The organism is Methylobacterium nigriterrae, assembly GCF_037106235.1.
Taxonomy (GTDB): domain Bacteria; phylum Pseudomonadota; class Alphaproteobacteria; order Rhizobiales; family Beijerinckiaceae; genus Methylobacterium; species Methylobacterium nigriterrae.
In genome coordinates this window covers 1-446 of sequence record NZ_JBAWTG010000554.1, presented here as the reverse complement: position 1 = coordinate 446, position 446 = coordinate 1, and the positions used below count along the sequence as shown (strand labels likewise).

At 71.5% G+C, this 446-nt stretch carries 1 protein-coding gene; it reads left to right on the top strand.

Annotated elements, in window-relative coordinates; translation table 11 throughout:
* On the top strand, window positions 1–446 hold a 446-nt coding region (locus tag WDW90_RS38210; protein WP_336492886.1), incomplete at both ends, for an NAD-binding protein.

The following is a 446-nucleotide window of genomic DNA, read 5'->3' as shown; positions in this document are numbered from 1 at the left end:
ATCGACATGAGCTCGATCTCGCCCATCGCCACCAAGGACTTCGCCCGCCGCATCGCGGCGCTCGGCTGCGACTACCTCGACGCGCCGGTCTCGGGCGGCGAGGTCGGGGCGAAGGCGGCCTCGCTGACCATCATGGTGGGCGGGCCCGAGGCCGCCTTCGCGCGGGCCAAGCCCCTGTTTGCGGCCATGGGCAAGAACATCACGCTGGTCGGCGGCAACGGCGACGGCCAGACCACGAAGGTCGCCAACCAGATCATCGTGGCGCTGACCATCGAGGCGGTGGCCGAGGCGCTGGTCTTCGCTGCCAAGGCGGGCGCCGACCCGGCCCGCGTCCGCCAGGCCCTGCTGGGAGGCTTTGCCGCCTCGCGGGTCCTGGAGGTGCACGGCGAGCGCATGGTGACGCGCAGCTTCGACCCGGGCTTCCGGATCGAGCTGCACCAGAAGGA